We start from the raw sequence: 17,294 nt of genomic DNA on the forward strand, positions 1-17,294 counted from the left end.
GCGGCCTTAAACGGGTGTTTTACCTTCCTGCCCCCGTCTTAGCGCCCACACGTCATGATGCGACCGCCTTCAAAAAAGTGATTTTATAAACCAAATCCTAACAACAGCACACTTTCGTGACACTAAAATTGCAGCTTAACGACTTCGCAATTACATTGTATTACCCAAAAAAGAATCAGTTAGCCAGCTAAGTAACTGGCATCATGAGGATATGCTGTTGTCAGAGTTAATGTCCCTTGCCCTTTTTCTGGCTTCCGTTGGCATTTATGCCTGGAAAGCTGGCCGTAACACCTGGTGGTTTATCGCTACCCTGGTGGTGCTCGGCATTTTTGTTATTTTGAATATTACCCTCTATGCCAGCGATTACTTTACCGGCGACGGTATTAACGACGCGGTACTTTATACCCTGACCAACAGCCTGACCGGTGCAGGAGTTAGTAAGTACATACTTCCGGGTATCGGCCTGGTTCTGGCGCTGGTCGTTATCTTCGGCACCCTGGCCTGGGTGCTGCGTCGTCGCCGGCATCATCCTCATCATGTCGGCTACAGCCTGCTGGCGCTGTGTCTGGCGCTGGCCTCCGTTGATGCCAGCCCGGCCTTCCACCAGATTACCGAGCTGGTCAAATCCCAGTCGCGCGATGGCGACCCGGATTTCATGGCCTGGTACAAAGAGCCGTCGAAAAAAATCGCCAGCCCAACGCTCAACCTGGTCTATATCTACGGCGAAAGTCTGGAGCGCACCTACTTCGATAACACCGCCTTCCCGAACCTGACGCCCGAACTTGGCGCGCTGAAAGATCAAGGGCTGGATTTCAGCCACACCATGCAGTTACCGGGTACCGATTACACCATTGCGGGGATGGTTGCCTCGCAGTGCGGTATCCCGCTCTTCGCCCCCTTTGAAGGTAACGCATCGGCATCAATGTCGAGTTTCTTCCCGCAGAATATTTGCCTTGGCGACATCCTGAAAAACTCCGGCTATGAAAACTATTTCATGCAGGGCGCAAACCTGCGTTTTGCCGGAAAAGATGTGTTTCTGAAATCTCACGGTTTTGACCATCTGTATGGCTCAGAAGAGCTGAAAACCACCGTGGCCGATCCCACCTACCGTAACGACTGGGGCTTCTACGACGACACCGTTCTGGATGAAACCTGGAAAAAATTCGAAGAGCTTTCACGCGCTGGCAAACGCTTCTCTCTTTTTGCCCTGACGGTGGATACGCACCACCCTGACGGCTTTGTCTCGCGTACCTGCAAGCGTAAAAGCTATGAGATCGACGGTAAAAACAACACCTCGTTCAGCGCCGTGACCTGTAGCCAGGAGCACATCGCCGCGTTAATCGAAAAAATCAAAGCCTCTCCGTATTTTAAAAACACGGTGATCGTCGTCTCTTCAGACCACCTGGCGATGAAAAACGGCGCGTGGGATCAGCTCAACAAGCACGACCGCAGCAACCTGTTCTTTGTTCTGCGCGGCGACCAGCCGCAGCAGGATGTGATTGCCACCAAACGTAATTCGATGGATAACGGTGCCACCGTGCTGGATATCCTGGGGGGCGATAACTTCATTGGCCTTGGGCGCAGTACGCTGTCGGGCCAGTCGCTGTCGGAAGTGTTCCTCAACATGAAGGAGAAAATCCTCGCCTGGAAGCCGGACATTATCCGCCTGTGGAACTTCCCGAAAGAGATGAAAGATTTCACCATCGATCGCGATAAAAAGATGATCGCGTTCTCCGGGAGCCATTTCCGCCTGCCGCTGCTGTTGCGCGTGTCGAACAACCGCGTTGAGCCGCTGCCGGAAAGCGAATACTCCGCACCGCTGCGCTTCCAGCTGGCCGACTTCGCCCCGCGCGACAACTTTGTCTGGGTTGATCACTGCTACAAGATGGGCCAGCTCTGGTCACAGCCGCTGTCCCTCTCGACCGACTGGTGTGTCTCGCAGGGGCAACTGGGCGGAGAGCAGACCGTTCAGCATGTGGACAGCGCGCAATGGAAAGGCAAAACCGCGTTTAAAGAGACGGTTATCGATACCGCGCGCTATCAGCGAAACGTCGATATGCTCAAAATTGTTGATAACGACATTCGCTACAAAGCGGACAGCTTCATCTTTAACGTGGCAGGCGCGCCGGAAGAGGTTAAACAGTTCAGCGGTATTTCACGCCCGGAATCCTGGGGACGCTGGTCTAACGCGCAGCTGGGCGATGAAGTGAAGATAGAATACACCCATCCGCTGCCGCAGAAATTCGATGTGGTGATCACCGCCAGGGCGTATGGCCCCAACGCCAACCGTCCGATACCGGTGAGGGTAGGCGATAGCGAACAGACGCTGACGCTGGGTAATGACGTCAGCACCACCACGCTGCACTTCGAGAACCCGTCCCGAAGCAACACGCTGGTGATTGTGCCGCCCGATCCGCAGTCTACCAATGAAGGCAATATTCTCGGCCACTCGCCCCGTAAGCTGGGGATAGGCATGGTTGAAATCAAAATCGTCAACCGCGAGAGTTAATCCCCACAGCCCGGCGTTCTGCCGGGCTTAATAAAACCAGAATGAAAATCTTTATAAATATTATAAATCAGCCTTATTCACTAAATTTTAGATTAATCTATTTATAATTATTCTGTTAATTTCACTTACTTTAAAATGTCACCTTGTCATTCTTCATGCGAATAATTCCGCGATCGCCAGTATGGCGGGCTACTCTTAGATTACACGGTGATGACCCCTCAAAACACGCTTCCCCCCTTTCAGATTGTCATTCTGAGCGACAACTATTTTCTGTGGCTGGGCCTGTCGACCCTCATCCCAATGATGATAACCCCGCGCCCGGATATCTTCTGGATTAACGAGGTGACCCCGAAAAATATCCTGCGCATGCGCGAGCAGGTGATGAACACGGCAGGCGACAGCGGCTGGCTACTCTTTACCGATGAACACCGCGTCAACGCGATCAACGTGTATCTGCCGAATGCGCGCGTCAAGGTGCTGAGCGGTAAACTCTCACTCAAGGAACTGAGCCAGCAGCTCAACAATGCCGACTTCACGGCTGAAAGCGAGCCCGAACCTACCCTCACCCGCCAGGAGTTAAAGGTCTGCTCGCTGATCAGCAAAGGGATCAGCCTGGTGCGCATCGCGCAAATGCTGCATAAATCGCCCAAAACCATCTATACCCACAAGCGAAACGCGATGACCAAGTTCCGCTGCCAGAATCTGGCGGAATTTCACCAAAAAATTAGCCTGCTGAATCGGCCGTCGCGCTAGCGCTGATAACGTCCCCGAATCGATCGGCGTTATCCCAATCAGGATCAATGTTATCGGTAACATTTGCGTTAAAATAGCCATCTGGTCTCGCGGCCGATTACTCTCCAATCTCACTGTTTTTTACAACACGCTATGAAATACCTGCTCGCTGATGTCCTCGTCTATAACGATGAAGAGGGGACTTTTTCACATATCGATGCACCAGACGACGCGCATCAGATCCTTACCGGCACCGCAAATGCCGTGATGAAACTGCTGGTCCGTCACCATGGCAACGTCGTTGAACGCGAGCTGTTTTTCAGCGAGGTGTGGGACGCGCGCGGCGTGCAGGGTTCCAATAATTCGTTAAACCAGTACATCAGCATCCTGCGAAAACTGCTGGCAGGCTTCGTGCCAGAAAAGCCGGCAATCGTCACCGTGCCCAAAAAGGGGTTCATGCTGAGCGCCGACATCAGGGTACAGCCGCTGCCCGACCCCGCCGATAAGCACAGCGACGCCCCGCGGTGCTTTCCGCCAGCGCTGGTGTTATGTACGTTTATTAACCTCGTTGCGATCGCGCTCTGTCTCTGGAATACCGGGGAAAAGCAGCCCCCGGCGCGCGCCGAAATGTCCGCACGTTTTCTCGTCGGGGAGTGCCCTTTTATCGGCGCACCCCTGCGGACGGACGCGCTATACTTCCCGCCATGAAAATCACCTTTCGTACGACATCCCGGGAAGATGTGACTCACCTGCCCCCCATTGAGCGCGCAGCGGCCCAGCGTTTTCGTGACGTGCCGGCCCTCGCCTGGCTTGCAGAGAGTGCCGTCATCAGCGCAGAGCAGCACCTCGGCTACGTGGATCAACACCTGAGCTGGCTGGCGCTGGCGAACGATCGTCCCGTCGGCTTTATCCTCGCAGAGGCGCATCCGGCGTCGCTGTTTATCGTAGAAGTGTCGGTCGATCCGGGCTGGCAGCAAAAAGGGATAGGTCGGCGGCTGATCCACTGCGTGGCTGAAGCGGCGAAAGTGCGGGGGCTGACATCGCTGACGCTCACGACGTTCCGTGACGTCCCCTGGAACGCCCCTTTCTATGCGAAGCTGGGATTTGCGGAAGTGGCAGATGAGGCGCTGACGCCCGAACTGCGGCAGAAAAGAGAGGAAGAGGCAGCGCACGGTTTCGCGTATGGCTCTCGCTGTGCCATGCGCCTGCCTCCTGGCTAATTAGAACGTTTCCCAGTTATCACCGGCATCTGCCGTTGCGGCTTTACGCGCCATCATCGGTGCGGCAACGGTTTTCGCTGAGGCGATTTCACGCGCTTTCATCTGCTCCTGCTGAATGCGGAACACGGCAACCGCCTGCGTCAGGCGGCTGGCCTGCTCTTCCAGCGCCGCGGCCGCCGCAGCGGACTCTTCCACCAGCGAGGCGTTCTGCTGCGTGACGCGATCCATCTCGGCCACCGCCAGTCCCACCTGGTCGATACCGCGGCTCTGCTCGTCAGACGCAGAGGCGATTTCGCCCATGATGTCGGTCACGCGGGTGACCGCATTGACGATCTCACCCATGGTTTCACCGGCGCTTTCAACCAGCGTAGACCCAATCTCTACACGGCCCACGGAGTCTTCAATCAGGCTCTTGATTTCGCGTGCCGCCTGGGCGCTGCGCTGGGCCAGGTTACGTACTTCACCGGCCACCACCGCAAAGCCGCGACCCTGCTCGCCCGCACGCGCCGCTTCCACCGCCGCGTTCAGTGCCAGGATGTTGGTCTGGAAAGCAATACCGTCGATTACGCTGATAATGTCGGCAATTTTCTGCGAACTGCCCGCGATATCGCGCATGGTTTGCACCACATTATCCACTACCTTGCCGCCTTTCTGCGCGGTTTCGGAGGCGCTCAGGGCCAGGTTGCTGGCCTGACGGGCGTTCTCGGCGTTCTGCTTCACGGTTGCCGTCAGCTGTTCCATGCTGGCTGCGGTCTCTTCAAGAGACGCGGCCTGCTGCTCGGTACGGGAGGAGAGATCGTTGTTACCCATAGAGATTTCGCTCGCGCCGCTGTAAATGGCGTTCGCGCCGTTACGCACGTCACCGACGGTACGCACCAGTTCGCCCTGCATATGGCGCAGGGAGTCGGCCAGCAGGCCCATTTCGTTGCTGCCGTCTACGTCGATGCGCTTCACCAGGTCGCCACTGGCGATATGGCGAATACTGTCAACGAGGCGATTAAGCGGAGAGATCAGCGCCTGCTTAATGCCCAGCCAGACGGCCACAATCACCACCAGCACAGCAATCAGCACGCTTATCAGTACCCAGATGGCCTGGCTGTAAGAGCTATTGCTGTCTTCCACCGCGGTTTGATACAGCTTGTCGTTCTGCTGCAGGTAGCTCACGTACTGCTTCTCGAAGCCATCCTGATAGCTCTGGGTAGGCTGGTCGAAGAAGGCGTTGATTTTGCCTGCGCCCAGCAGCTGGATCAGCTCAGCCAGCGCGCCGTGATAGATATCATAGTTACGCCTGATCTCCATCGCGGCGGCCTCGCTCTGACGCGGATCGCGCGGCAGGGCTTCATAATCGGCCCAGTTTTTTTCCGCCTGCTTCAGGGATGCGGCGGCAATCTGCATCAGATCGTTAACGGTCGCGCCGCTGCCGATATTGCTCTGATCCATCATGTAGCGGATGCCCGCACGGTTGAGGGTATTACGGGTTTGCAGCAGTGCCACCCAGCTGCCGTTCAGCGTGGATTGCTGTTGGCGAATGGTTTGCAGAACGGTGAAATTCTCTTTGTCGTGCTTCAGCGCGTTAAAGAAAAGACCACCGGATGTCAGCTGTAGTAAGCCAAAAATGGCTAAAACCAGCAGCAAGCTGGTAACAATCTTGATACGATTTAACATGTTTTCTCTTTCCATCAGACAGATAACAGAATTTTCGGCCTGCGAGGAGAAAACTTTACGAAAATCGTACTAAATGTGGTGTTTATTCCAACGCATCACGCTCTTCACCGTTCCGGTCTCCCAGCGCGATAAATTCTTCCAGCAGTGCCGTGAGCTGTTTCATCTTTTCCGGCGTATATTCCGCCTCGATCCGCTGATAGGCCTCTTCAACCTCCGCCTGGGCATGTTGATACAGGGCGTTGCCCTCTTTGGTCAGCGACACGTACAGCTTACGCTGGTCGTTAACCGGCTTCAGGCGCAGCACCAGACCGTCGCGCTCCATACGCGTGAGGATGCCCGTCAGGCTCGGGCGCAAAATACAGGTCCGAAACGCCAGGTCGTGAAAGTCCATCGACGGATGTTCGGCCAGCACGCGCACGATGCGCCACTGCTGCTCGGTCAGGTTATGCCGCTTCACGATGGGCCGGAAGTACGACATCGCCGCTTCCCTCGCCTGAAGCAGGGCGATGGTTAATGAGTCATGCATAGCGCTCCCCGATAATCATTAACACGTAAACAATTAGAATAAGATGTTTTTATAAACAACACGTTTTTCCGTAAAAAGTCTAACAGAAAGCGCTCATTTTTATTAAACATATGATTACAAAAGACTTTATAACCATATTGTAAATTTATTGTTATTCATATCACAAATTTTTCACTTGTGATTGCGAAACGACCAGCAAAAGCATAAAACCAGTTCATTAACATATTAATGAAATCACAGCCCGGTCCTCCGGCCCGAGGAGTATGTCAATGAAAGGTACTGTTTTTGCCGTCGCGTTAAACCACCAGAGCCAGCGTGATGCCTGGCGCGAGGCGTTTGAAAAAGCGCCCTATACCACGCCGCCGAAAACCGCGGTGTGGTTTATCAAACCGCATAACACGGTGATCTCAACAGGCGAGCCGATCCCGTTCCCGGCAGGTGAAACGGTGCTCAGCGGCGCAACGGTCGCGCTGGTGGTGGGCAAAACGGCCCGCCGCGTTCGCGTTGAGGACGCCGGGCAGTACATCGCCGGCTACGCGCTGGCTAACGAAGTGAGCCTGCCGGAAGAGAGCTTTTACCGCCCGGCAATCAAGGCGAAATGCCGGGACGGATTTTGCCCGCTTGGCGAGTTGGTCGCCGTCGACAGTGTAGATAACCTGACCATCATCACCGACATCAATGGCCGCGAAGCGGATCGCTGGAACACCGCCGATCTCCAGCGAAACGCAGCCGAGCTGCTGAGCGCGCTGAGCGAATTCGCCACCCTTAACCCCGGCGATGCCATTCTGCTCGGCACCCCGCATCACCGCGTGGCGCTGCGCCCCGGCGATCGGGTGCGCGTGCTGGCCGAAGGCTTCCCGCCGCTGGAAAACCCGGTAGTGGATGAGCGCGACGTCGCCATTACACCGGCCACGCCCCCGCACGCCACGCTGTTTGCCCTCGGGCTGAACTACGCCGATCACGCCAGCGAACTGGCCTTCACTCCCCCCACCGAGCCGCTGGTATTTATTAAAGCGCCGAACACCCTTAACGGTGATAACAAGACGTCGGTGCGTCCGAACAACGTCGAGTACATGCACTATGAGGCGGAGCTGGTAGTGGTCATCGGCAAAACCGCGCGCAAGGTCAGTGAGGCCGACGCGATGGACGTTGTTGCGGGCTACACCGTCTGCAACGATTACGCCATCCGCGACTATCTCGAAAACTACTACCGCCCCAACCTGCGGGTGAAAAGCCGCGACGGGCTAACGCCGATCGGCCCGAACATCGTGCCGAAAGCCGCCATTCCCGATCCGCACAATCTCACCCTGCGCACCTTCGTCAACGGCGAATTGCGACAGCTTGGCACGACGGCAGATCTGATCTTCAGCATCCCGTTCCTGATTGCGTACCTGAGCGATTTTATGACCCTGCAGCCGGGCGACATGATCGCCACCGGCACGCCGAAGGGGCTCTCCGACGTGGTCCCGGGCGATGAAGTGGTGGTGGAAGTGGAAGGCGTAGGTCGCCTGGTCAACCGGATTGTCAGCGAGGAGACGACAAAATGAAAAAGATAAACCATTGGATCAACGGCAAAAACGTGGCGGGTAGCGACTACTTCCACACCACCAACCCGGCCTCCGGGGAGGTATTAGCGGAAGTCGCCGCCGGCGGTGAAGCGGAAATCCATCAGGCGGTCGCCGCCGCGAAAGAAGCCTTCCCGAAATGGGCCAACCTGCCGATGAAAGAGCGCGCGCGCCTGATGCGCCGCCTGGGGGATCTGATCGACGAGAACGTCCCGGCGATCGCCGTCTTGGAGACCGCCGACACCGGCCTGCCGATCCACCAGACCAAAAACGTGCTGATCCCGCGCGCCTCGCACAACTTCGCGTTCTTCGCCGAGGTGTGCCAGCAAATGAACGGCAAAACCTACCCGGTCGACGACACCATGCTCAACTACACCCTGGTGCAGCCGGTGGGCGTGTGCGCGCTGGTCTCGCCGTGGAACGTGCCGTTTATGACCGCCACCTGGAAGGTCGCGCCGTGCCTGGCGCTGGGTAACACTGCGGTACTGAAGATGTCTGAACTCTCACCGCTGACCGCCGACCGCCTAGGCGAGCTGGCGCTGGAGGCGGGTATCCCGGCGGGGGTGCTGAACGTGGTGCAGGGCTATGGCGCGACGGCCGGCGATGCGCTGGTGCGCCATCACGACGTGCGTGCCGTCTCGTTCACTGGCGGCACCGCCACCGGGCGCAACATCATGAAAAACGCCGGGCTGAAAAAATACTCTATGGAGCTGGGCGGCAAATCGCCGGTGCTGATTTTTGAGGATGCCGACATCGAACGCGCCCTGGACGCTGCCCTGTTCACCATCTTCTCGATCAACGGCGAGCGCTGCACCGCAGGCTCGCGCATTTTCATTCAGCAAAGCATCTACCCGGAATTCGTCAAACGCTTCGCCGAACGCGCCAGCCGCCTGCGCGTGGGCGACCCGACCGATCCAAACACCCAGGTTGGCGCGCTGATAAGCGCCCAGCACTGGGAAAAAGTCTCCGGCTATATCCGCCTCGGTATTGAGGAAGGGGCGACCCTGCTGGCGGGCGGGCCGGATAAGCCCACCGATCTGCCTGCGCACCTGAAGGGCGGCAACTTCCTGCGCCCGACGGTGCTGGCGGATGTTGATAACCGAATGCGCGTGGCGCAGGAGGAGATCTTCGGGCCGGTGGCCTGCCTGCTGCCCTTTAAGGACGAAGCGGAAGGCCTGCGCCTGGCGAACGACGTGGAGTACGGTCTGGCGTCTTATATCTGGACCCAGGACGTCAGCAAAGTGCTGCGCCTGGCGCGCAACATCGAAGCGGGCATGGTGTTTATCAACACTCAGAACGTGCGCGACCTGCGCCAGCCGTTTGGCGGCGTGAAGGCCTCCGGCACCGGGCGCGAGGGCGGCGAGTACAGCTTTGAGGTGTTCGCCGAGATGAAAAACGTCTGCATCTCGATGGGCAACCATCCGATTCCAAAGTGGGGTATCTGATATGGGCACCTTAGCGTTAGCGGCAAAAATCACCCATGTGCCGTCGATGTACCTTTCCGAGCTGCCGGGCAAAAACCACGGTTGCCGCCAGTCGGCCATTGACGGGCACAAAGAGATCAGCAAGCGCTGCCGCGAGCGGGGGGTCGATACCATTATCGTGTTCGACACCCACTGGCTGGTGAACAGCGCCTATCACATTAACTGTGCGGACCATTTTTCCGGCGTCTACACCAGCAACGAACTGCCGCACTTTATCCGCGACATGACCTACGACTACGACGGCAACCCGGAACTCGGGCAGTTGATCGCCGACGAGGCGGTGAAGCTCGGCGTGCGCGCCAAAGCGCACAATATCCCGAGCCTGAAGCTGGAGTACGGCACCCTGGTGCCAATGCGCTACATGAACGCGGATAAACACTTCAAAGTGATCGCCATTTCGGCGTTCTGCACCGTTCACGATTTTGCCGACAGCCGCAGGCTCGGCGAGGCCATCGTCAGCGCCATCGAAAAATACGACGGCACCGTGGCGGTGCTCGCCAGCGGTTCGCTCTCGCACCGCTTTATTGACGACCAGCGCGCGGAAGAAGGGATGAACAGCTACACCCGCGAGTTTGACCGTCAGATGGACGAGCGCGTGGTCAAGCTGTGGCGCGAGGGCCAGTTCAAAGAATTTTGCAGCATGCTGCCGGAGTACGCCGACTACTGCTACGGCGAAGGCAACATGCACGACACGGTGATGCTGCTGGGGATGCTCGGCTGGGACAAATACGACGGCAAAGTGGAGTTCCTCACCGAGCTGTTCGCCAGCTCCGGTACCGGTCAGGTTAACGCCGTTTTCCCGCTGCCCGCGTAAGGAGCCACCATGCCGCACTTTATTGCTGAATGCACCAACAACATCCGCGAGCAGGCCGACCTGCCGGGGCTGTTTGCCAGGGTGAACGCGGCGCTGGCCGCCACGGGTATCTTTCCAGTTGGCGGTATCCGCAGCCGCGCCCACTGGCTCGACACCTGGCAGATGGCCGACGGGAAACACGATTATGCCTTCGTGCACATGACGCTGAAGATTGGCGCGGGGCGCAGCCTGGAAAGCCGCGAAGCCGTGGGGGAGATGCTGTTTGGGCTTATCAAAACGCACTTCGCGACGCTGATGGCGGACCGTTATCTGGCGCTGTCGTTTGAGATAGAGGAGCTGCATCCGACGCTCAATTACAAGCAAAACAACGTGCACGCGTTGTTTAAGTAGTACCTCTCGATCTGTCCCCTCTCCCTTTGGGAGAGGGTTAGGGTGAGGGAAATCTCTGCGGCCTGATGCCCTCACCCCGGCCCTCTCCCACAGGGAGAGGGAGAAAACAATACAACAGGATATCGCCATGCTCGACAAACATACCCACACATTGATCGCTCACCGCCTGCACCAGGCCGAACAAACCCGGGAGCAGATCCGTGCGATCTCGCTGGAGCATCCGGAGATCACCATTGAAGATGCCTACGCCATCCAGCGCGAATGGGTGAGCCTGAAAATTGCCGAAGGCCGCGTGCTGAAGGGCCATAAGATCGGCCTGACCTCCAAAGCAATGCAGGCTAGCTCGCAGATTAGCGAGCCGGACTACGGCGCGCTGCTGGACGATATGTTCTTCCACGACGGCAGCGACATCCCCGTCGATCGCTTTATCGTCCCGCGTATCGAAGTGGAGCTGGCCTTCGTGCTGGCAAAACCCCTGCGCGGCCCGAACTGCACGATCTTCGACGTCTACAACGCCACGGACTATGTGATCCCCGCCCTGGAACTGATCGACGCCCGCTGTCACAACGTCGACCCTGAAACCCAGCGCCCGCGCAAGGTGTTCGACACCATCTCCGATAACGCCGCCAATGCGGGGGTGATCCTCGGCGGTCGTCCGATTAAGCCCGACGAACTGGATCTGCGCTGGATCTCCGCTCTGCTCTATCGCAACGGCGTCATCGAAGAGACCGGCGTCGCCGCAGGCGTGCTTAACCACCCGGCGAACGGCGTGGCGTGGCTGGCGAACAAGCTCGCGCCGTATGACGTTCAGCTTGAACCCGGCCAGATCATCCTCGGTGGCTCCTTTACCCGCCCGGTAGCCGCCAGCCGGGGCGACACCTTCCACGTGGACTACGGCAACATGGGGTCCATCAGCTGCCGCTTTGTCTAGGAGACGACCATGCAAAACGCATTCAAAACGGCGCTGAAAGCCGGAACACCGCAAATCGGTTTATGGCTGGGGCTGACCAGCAGCTACAGCGCGGAACTGCTGGCGGGCGCAGGCTTCGACTGGCTGCTGATCGACGGAGAGCACGCCCCGAACAGCGTGCAGACGGTTTTAACCCAGCTGCAGGCCATCGCCCCCTATACCAGCCAGCCGGTGGTACGCCCGTCATGGAACGATCCGGTGCAGATCAAACAGCTGCTGGACGTGGGCGCGCAAACGCTGCTGGTGCCGATGGTGCAGAACGCCGACGAAGCGCGTCTGGCGGTGAGCGCCACCCGCTATCCGCCTTCGGGTATCCGTGGGGTCGGCAGCGCGCTGGCGCGGGCATCACGCTGGAACCGCATCCCGGATTACCTGCAACAGGCCAACGACGCCATGTGCGTACTGGTGCAAATCGAAACCCGTGAGGCGCTGAAAAACCTGCCGCAAATCCTCGACGTGGAAGGCGTCGACGGCGTGTTTATCGGCCCGGCAGATCTCAGCGCCGACATGGGTTTTGCCGGTAACCCGCAGCATCCCGAGGTGCAGGCCGTCATCGAACGGGCCATCGCGCAGATCCGCGAGGCGGGGAAATCCCCCGGCATCCTGATGGCGAACGAGGCGCTGGCGAAACGCTATCTCGAGCTCGGGGCACTGTTCGTCGCCGTCGGGGTAGACACCACCCTGCTCGCCCGCAGCGCCGAGGCGCTGGCCGCCCGCTTTATCCATCACCCGGTTACGTCAGTGAATAACAATAAATCCGTCTACTAAAGGTAAGATCTGGAGCGCACCATGACGACCTCATCCCTGCAAGATAAGCAAGCTGTTGAACATCGCGTTATTAACAAGCTGTTTCGTCGTTTGATCGTGTTTCTCTTTATTCTGTTTGTCTTTTCGTTCCTTGACCGCATCAACATCGGCTTTGCCGGGCTGACGATGGGCAAGGATCTGGGCCTGACCTCCACCATGTTCGGCCTGGCCGCCACGCTGTTTTACGTCACCTATGTTATATGCGGGATCCCCAGCAATATCATGCTGGCGAAGGTGGGCGCACGCCGCTGGATTGCCGGGATCATGGTGGTATGGGGTATCGCCTCCACCTGTACGATGTTCGCCACCAGCCCGGAAACGCTCTACGTCCTGCGCATGCTGGTGGGGATTGCCGAAGCCGGATTCCTGCCGGGGATCCTGGTGTATCTCACCTGGTGGTTCCCGGCATACCATCGCGCCCGCGCCAACGCGCTGTTTATGATCGCCATGCCGGTCACCATGATGCTCGGCTCGATCCTCTCCGGCTATATTCTGGCGATGGACGGCTTGTGGAACCTGAAGGGCTGGCAGTGGCTGTTCCTGCTGGAAGGGCTGCCCTCCGTGGTGCTCGGCGTGGTGACCTGGTTTTATCTTAACGACACGCCGGACCAGGCGACCTGGCTGGACGACGACGAAAAGCAGGCGCTGAAAACGATGATCGCCCGCGAGCAGGAGGTGGCCATTGCGCAGGCATCCACGCCCCGCTCGACGCTGCGCGAGGTCATGACCCCGGCGGTTCTGCTCTACACGCTGGCCTACTTCTGCCTGACCAACACCCTGAGCGCTATCAACATCTGGACGCCGCAGATCCTCCAGAGCTTCAACGCCGGCAGCAGCAACATCACCATCGGCCTGCTGGCGGCGATCCCGCAGTTCTGTACCATCCTCGGGATGATCTGGTGGAGCCGCCGCTCCGACAGGCTGAAAGAGCGAAAAAAGCACACCATCCTGCCGTACCTGTTCGCCGCGGCGGGATGGATGCTGGCCTCCGCGACGGGGAGCAGCCTGATCCAGCTGCTTGGCATCATCATGGCCTCAACCGGATCGTTTACCGCCATGGCGATCTTCTGGACCACGCCGGATCGGGTCATTAGCCTGCAGTCCCGCGCGGTGGCGCTGGCGGTGATCAACGCCATCGGCAACGTCGGCTCGGCCGTCAGCCCTTTGCTGATTGGTATTCTGCGCGACGCGACCGGCAGCTTCAGCTCGGGCTTGTGGTTTGTCGCCGGGCTGCTGGTGGTTGGTGCGCTGGTGCTGACCCGCATCCCGATGGCGAAGCAGGATCAACAGAGGAACGACCATGTGCCAGAGCCCTATCGCCAACATTGATATCAGCAAAGAGTATGACGAAAGCCTGGGCACCGACGATGTGCACTATCAGTCCTTTTCCCGCATGGCGGCCTTCTTTGGCCGCGACATGCAGGCGCACCGGCACGACCAGTATTTTCAGATGCACTTTCTCGATACCGGACAGATTGAGCTGCAGCTCGACGATCACCGCTATTCGGTGCAGGCCCCGCTGTTTGTCCTCACGCCGCCGTCGGTGCCGCATGCGTTCATCACCGAATCGGACAGCGACGGCCACGTGCTGACGGTGCGCGAGGATCTGATCTGGCCGCTGCTGGAGGTGCTCTATCCCGGCACCCGGGAGGCGTTCGGCCTGCCGGGGATCTGCCTCTCGCTGGCGGATAAACCGGACGAGCTTTCGGCGCTGAAACACTACTGGCAGCTGATAAAGCGCGAATCCACCGCGCAGCTGCCTGGCCGCGAGCATACGCTGGTACTTTTAGCCCAGGCGGTCTTTACGCTGCTGCTGCGCAACGCAAAGCTCGACGACCACGAAGCCTGCGGCATGCGCGGCGAGCTAAAGCTGTTCCAGCGCTTTACCCTGTTGATTGACGCGCATTACCACCAGCACTGGACGGTGCCGGAATATGCCAGCGAACTGCACCTCACCGAATCGCGCCTGACGGATATCTGCCGCCGCTTCGCCAACCGCCCGCCAAAACGGCTGATCTTCGACCGTCAGCTACGCGAGGCCAGACGGCTGCTGCTTTTTTCCGACAGCGCCGTCAGCGACATCGCCTGGCAGCTTGGATTTAAAGACCCGGCCTATTTCGCCCGCTTTTTTAACCGGTTAGTGGGGTGTTCGCCGAGCGCGTATCGGGCGCAGAAAGTACCGGTATCGCCTGTTCCCCTCACCCCCGCCCTCTCCCAAAGGGAGAGGGAGTAAACGTCCCCTCTCCCTTTGGGAGAGGGTTAGGGTGAGGGACATCACACTCTCCGATCTCACCCGAAAAGTACCCGCCGTTGTCCCAAACGTCCCTTCACGTTCCGCCTCTCTCACGCTTCAATTAAACAACAAAAACAAAACATAAATTTAACAAACATCTTCCGATACGAGGTCCCTATGAAGCCTGAAGATTTCCGCGCCGATGCCAAACGCCCGCTCACCGGCGAAGAGTATTTAAAAAGCCTGCAGGATGGTCGCGAGATTTATATCTACGGCGAACGCGTTAAAGACGTCACTACCCATCCGGCATTTCGTAACGCGGCGGCGTCCATCGCGCAGATGTACGACGCGCTGCACAAACCGGACATGCAGGACACCCTCTGCTGGGGCACCGACACCGGCAGCGGCGGTTACACCCACAAATTTTTCCGGGTGGCGAAAAGCGCCGATGACCTGCGCCAGCAGCGCGATGCCATCGCCGAGTGGTCCCGCCTGAGCTACGGCTGGATGGGCCGCACGCCTGACTACAAAGCGGCTTTCGGCTGCGCGCTGGGGGCTAACCCGGCGTTCTACGGCCAGTTCGAGCAGAACGCCCGTAACTGGTACACCCGCATTCAGGAGACCGGTCTGTACTTCAACCATGCCATCGTCAACCCACCGATCGACCGCCACAAACCGGCGGACGAGGTCAAAGACGTCTATATCAAGCTGGAGAAAGAGACCGACGCGGGGATCATCGTCAGCGGCGCGAAAGTGGTGGCAACCAACTCGGCGCTGACCCACTACAACATGATCGGCTTTGGCTCCGCGCAGGTGATGGGCGAAAACCCGGACTTCGCGCTGATGTTCGTCGCGCCGATGGATGCCGAGGGCGTGAAGCTGATCTCCCGCGCCTCCTACGAGATGGTGGCCGGTGCCACCGGCTCGCCGTATGACTATCCACTCTCCAGCCGCTTCGACGAGAACGATGCGATCCTGGTGATGGATCATGTGCTGATCCCGTGGGAAAACGTGCTGATCTACCGTGATTTTGACCGCTGTCGTCGCTGGACAATGGAGGGCGGCTTCGCCCGCATGTACCCGTTGCAGGCCTGCGTACGTCTGGCGGTGAAGCTCGACTTCATCACCGCCCTGCTGAAAAAATCGCTGGAGTGTACCGGTACCCTGGAGTTTCGCGGCGTGCAGGCAGATCTTGGCGAAGTGGTGGCCTGGCGCAACATGTTCTGGGCATTGAGCGACTCCATGTGCTCAGAGGCAACCCCGTGGGTCAACGGTGCGTACCTGCCGGACCACGCGGCGCTGCAGACCTACCGCGTGATGGCCCCGATGGCCTACGCCAAAATCAAAAACATCATTGAGCGCAACGTGACCAGCGGCCTGATCTACCTGCCGTCCAGCGCCCGGGATCTGAACAACCCGCAGATCGACCAGTATCTGGCGAAGTACGTGCGCGGCTCGAACGGCATGGATCACGTCGAGCGCATTAAGATCCTGAAACTGATGTGGGATGCCATCGGCAGCGAGTTCGGTGGCCGCCACGAGCTGTATGAGATCAACTACTCCGGCAGCCAGGACGAGATCCGCCTGCAGTGCCTGCGCCAGGCGCAAAGCTCCGGCAACATGGACAAAATGATGGCGATGGTCGACCGCTGCATGTCCGAGTACGACCAGCACGGCTGGACCGTGCCGCACCTGCACAACAACACCGATATCAACATGCTGGATAAGCTGCTGAAATAACGCAGCGGGAGGCTTCAATGCAATTAGATGAACAACGCCTGCGCTTTCGCGATGCCATGGCCAGCCTGTCGGCGGCGGTGAACGTTGTGACCACCGAAGGCGATGCGGGACGCTGCGGCATCACGGCCACCGCCGTTTGTTCGGTCACGGACACGCCGCCCTCGCTGATGGTTTGCATCAACGCCAACAGCGCCATGAACCCGGTCTTCCAGGGCAATGGCCGGCTGTGCGTGAACGTGCTGAACCACGAGCAGGAGATTATGGCCCGCCACTTCGCCGGGATGACCGGCATGGCGATGGAGGAGCGCTTTAACCTCTCCTGCTGGCAAAAAGGGCCGCTGGCGCAGCCGGTGTTGAAAGGCGCGCTGGCAAGCCTCGAAGGGGAGATAACTCAGGTGCAGACCATCGGCACGCATCTGGTCTATCTGGTTGAAATTAAGACTATCATGCTCAGCGACGCAGGCCACGGGCTGATCTACTTCAAACGCCGTTTCCATCCGGTGATGATGGAGCTTGCCGCCGCCGTATAACCTCCCCTCGCGCTGGCCTTCCCCGGCCAGCGCGTTTTTGCGCAAATTCCCCTAATGTTTCCCCTAAGTCACGCCGTTAACTATCCATAAGATAAATTTTGTGTCTGTC

General features: G+C 58.5%; 16 protein-coding genes. 14 read left to right on the top strand and 2 right to left on the bottom strand.

The window, feature by feature from the left end:
- Window positions 1-217 precede the first annotated feature (217 nt).
- The 4 genes from opgB (at window position 218) to FFS28_RS12125 (ending at window position 4,461) form a co-directional block, all read left to right on the top strand.
- Window positions 218-2,509 (top strand): phosphatidylglycerol--membrane-oligosaccharide glycerophosphotransferase, encoded by a 2,292-nt coding sequence (gene opgB, locus FFS28_RS12110; RefSeq protein WP_042320479.1) that lies wholly within the window; start codon window positions 218-220, stop codon window positions 2,507-2,509.
- Window positions 2,510-2,719: 210 nt separating this feature from the next.
- The gene (locus FFS28_RS12115; protein WP_137849765.1) at window positions 2,720-3,262 is read left to right on the top strand and encodes a helix-turn-helix transcriptional regulator; all 543 of its coding nucleotides are present in this window, start codon (window positions 2,720-2,722) and stop codon (window positions 3,260-3,262) included.
- A gap of 132 nt (window positions 3,263-3,394) precedes the next feature.
- Complete coding sequence (locus FFS28_RS12120) at window positions 3,395-3,949, top strand: winged helix-turn-helix domain-containing protein (protein ID WP_137849656.1); 555 nt, start codon at window positions 3,395-3,397, stop codon at window positions 3,947-3,949.
- Window positions 3,946-4,461 (top strand): GNAT family N-acetyltransferase, encoded by a 516-nt coding sequence (locus FFS28_RS12125; RefSeq protein WP_137849657.1) that lies wholly within the window; start codon window positions 3,946-3,948, stop codon window positions 4,459-4,461. Before FFS28_RS12120 ends, FFS28_RS12125 begins: the two co-directional genes overlap by 4 nt.
- On the opposite strand, the gene tsr is transcribed toward FFS28_RS12125, so the two are convergent.
- Together tsr and hpaR are read right to left on the bottom strand one after the other, a co-directional pair.
- On the bottom strand, window positions 4,462-6,126 hold the full coding sequence (tsr, locus tag FFS28_RS12130) for a methyl-accepting chemotaxis protein (protein ID WP_137849658.1): 1,665 nt from the start codon (window positions 6,124-6,126) through the stop codon (window positions 4,462-4,464).
- An 82-nt stretch (window positions 6,127-6,208) separates the two neighbouring features.
- On the bottom strand, window positions 6,209-6,652 hold the full coding sequence (gene hpaR, locus FFS28_RS12135; protein WP_006174104.1) for a homoprotocatechuate degradation operon regulator HpaR: 444 nt from the start codon (window positions 6,650-6,652) through the stop codon (window positions 6,209-6,211).
- A 269-nt stretch (window positions 6,653-6,921) separates the two neighbouring features.
- Here hpaR and hpaG point away from each other — a divergent pair, with 269 nt between their 5' ends.
- The 10 genes from hpaG (at window position 6,922) to FFS28_RS12185 (ending at window position 17,185) form a co-directional block, all read left to right on the top strand.
- The gene (gene hpaG, locus FFS28_RS12140; protein WP_137849659.1) at window positions 6,922-8,199 is read left to right on the top strand and encodes a 4-hydroxyphenylacetate degradation bifunctional isomerase/decarboxylase; all 1,278 of its coding nucleotides are present in this window, start codon (window positions 6,922-6,924) and stop codon (window positions 8,197-8,199) included.
- A complete protein-coding gene (gene hpaE, locus FFS28_RS12145) occupies window positions 8,196-9,662 on the top strand; it encodes a 5-carboxymethyl-2-hydroxymuconate semialdehyde dehydrogenase (protein ID WP_137849660.1) in 1,467 nt (488 codons plus the stop codon). Before hpaG ends, hpaE begins: the two co-directional genes overlap by 4 nt.
- Window position 9,663: 1 nt before the next feature.
- The gene (gene hpaD / locus FFS28_RS12150) at window positions 9,664-10,515 is read left to right on the top strand and encodes a 3,4-dihydroxyphenylacetate 2,3-dioxygenase (protein ID WP_058609614.1); all 852 of its coding nucleotides are present in this window, start codon (window positions 9,664-9,666) and stop codon (window positions 10,513-10,515) included.
- Window positions 10,516-10,524: 9 nt separating this feature from the next.
- A complete protein-coding gene (locus FFS28_RS12155; RefSeq protein ID WP_058609613.1) occupies window positions 10,525-10,905 on the top strand; it encodes a 5-carboxymethyl-2-hydroxymuconate Delta-isomerase in 381 nt (126 codons plus the stop codon).
- 127 nt (window positions 10,906-11,032) lie between these two features.
- On the top strand, window positions 11,033-11,836 hold the full coding sequence (gene hpaH / locus FFS28_RS12160; RefSeq protein WP_006174111.1) for a 2-oxo-hept-4-ene-1,7-dioate hydratase: 804 nt from the start codon (window positions 11,033-11,035) through the stop codon (window positions 11,834-11,836).
- A gap of 9 nt (window positions 11,837-11,845) precedes the next feature.
- Window positions 11,846-12,643, top strand: a complete 798-nt coding sequence (gene hpaI / locus FFS28_RS12165; protein ID WP_137849661.1) for a 4-hydroxy-2-oxoheptanedioate aldolase — start codon at window positions 11,846-11,848, stop codon at window positions 12,641-12,643.
- A gap of 21 nt (window positions 12,644-12,664) precedes the next feature.
- Window positions 12,665-14,011, top strand: coding sequence for a 4-hydroxyphenylacetate permease (gene hpaX / locus FFS28_RS12170; protein WP_006174114.1), 1,347 nt, complete (start codon window positions 12,665-12,667; stop codon window positions 14,009-14,011).
- Complete coding sequence (gene hpaA, locus FFS28_RS12175) at window positions 13,983-14,915, top strand: 4-hydroxyphenylacetate catabolism regulatory protein HpaA (RefSeq protein ID WP_101738292.1); 933 nt, start codon at window positions 13,983-13,985, stop codon at window positions 14,913-14,915. Before hpaX ends, hpaA begins: the two co-directional genes overlap by 29 nt.
- Window positions 14,916-15,092: 177 nt before the next feature.
- Window positions 15,093-16,655 carry a 4-hydroxyphenylacetate 3-monooxygenase, oxygenase component gene (hpaB, locus tag FFS28_RS12180; protein WP_010427196.1) on the top strand — a complete coding sequence of 521 codons (1,563 nt, stop codon included), beginning with the start codon at window positions 15,093-15,095 and terminating at the stop codon, window positions 16,653-16,655.
- 17 nt (window positions 16,656-16,672) lie between these two features.
- On the top strand, window positions 16,673-17,185 hold the full coding sequence (locus tag FFS28_RS12185) for a 4-hydroxyphenylacetate 3-monooxygenase reductase subunit (protein ID WP_058609608.1): 513 nt from the start codon (window positions 16,673-16,675) through the stop codon (window positions 17,183-17,185).
- Window positions 17,186-17,294: the final 109 nt, after the last annotated feature.

The organism is Enterobacter sp. 2VL (genome assembly GCF_005503595.1).
Classification (GTDB): domain Bacteria; phylum Pseudomonadota; class Gammaproteobacteria; order Enterobacterales; family Enterobacteriaceae; genus Enterobacter; species Enterobacter cancerogenus.